Source organism: Synechococcus lacustris str. Tous (assembly GCF_003011125.1).
Lineage (GTDB): Bacteria > Cyanobacteriota > Cyanobacteriia > PCC-6307 > Cyanobiaceae > Synechococcus_D > Synechococcus_D lacustris.
Map to the genome: position 1 here is coordinate 1 of NZ_PXVC01000273.1, position 727 is coordinate 727.

2 protein-coding genes are annotated in these 727 nt (G+C 45.2%); both read left to right on the forward strand.

Going from position 1 to position 727, the window contains the following annotated elements; translation table 11 throughout:
- Nucleotides 1-339: hypothetical protein (locus tag C7K08_RS14860; RefSeq protein WP_206603897.1), on the forward strand; the 339-nt coding region annotated here is incomplete at its 5' end.
- A 3-nt stretch (nucleotides 340-342) separates the two neighbouring features.
- The coding region (locus C7K08_RS14865) for a hypothetical protein (protein WP_133165348.1) at nucleotides 343-727 on the forward strand (385 nt) is incomplete at its 3' end.

Consider the following 727-nt stretch of genomic DNA (forward strand, 5'->3'; position numbering starts at 1 on the left):
AGTTGCTTTCACCTGCTGCTGATCAAGTTGCTTTCACCTGCTGCTGATCAAGAAAAAGCAATCCAAAAGCAGAGCAACTCAAGGCCAATTGCAGGCTCAGTTGCAGCAACAGGTGATGCACCACTGCAAAAAGCAGATGTGATCACCTACGACACATCACTACTTAGGGAAGACACTGAAACCACCTATGCCACACCCAGCTCAGCAGCAACTGCATTACTAAATCAAAGAAGGCGATATAGAAACCAATTACTGCTATTACTGCCAAACCTAAATAGCTGGATGCAATTCACAGCTGCTACCTTGAGATTGGGCAGTGTTTCCCTGCTGCGGGGTTAGTTGATGGCAATAGCCAAGACCCACAGGGCCAAGACCCACAGGGCCGAGATCAGCCCACGCCAATTCACTAGCGGTCAAAACCACGGGCAACAGCAATGGGTTGAAACTCCATTGCAAGCATTTGCTAATGCACGCTTGCTATTAAATGAAAATGCAAGGCCTGGTGATATCAATTCACCTGTTATTGCTACGCATGTAATTGAATGTTTATTAGAGCGGGCGCAATATATTACAGCAAAACTAAATACTACCGGAGTAGAAACTGGTGATTTTACATATAACGGCTATATAACAAGAGCAGCAAAGTTATCAGCTACGCCTGGTTTTTCTTGGCTTAGTRGTGAATTGATTTGGCAGCAAAATGGACGTCGTGTTGCATCCACACCAA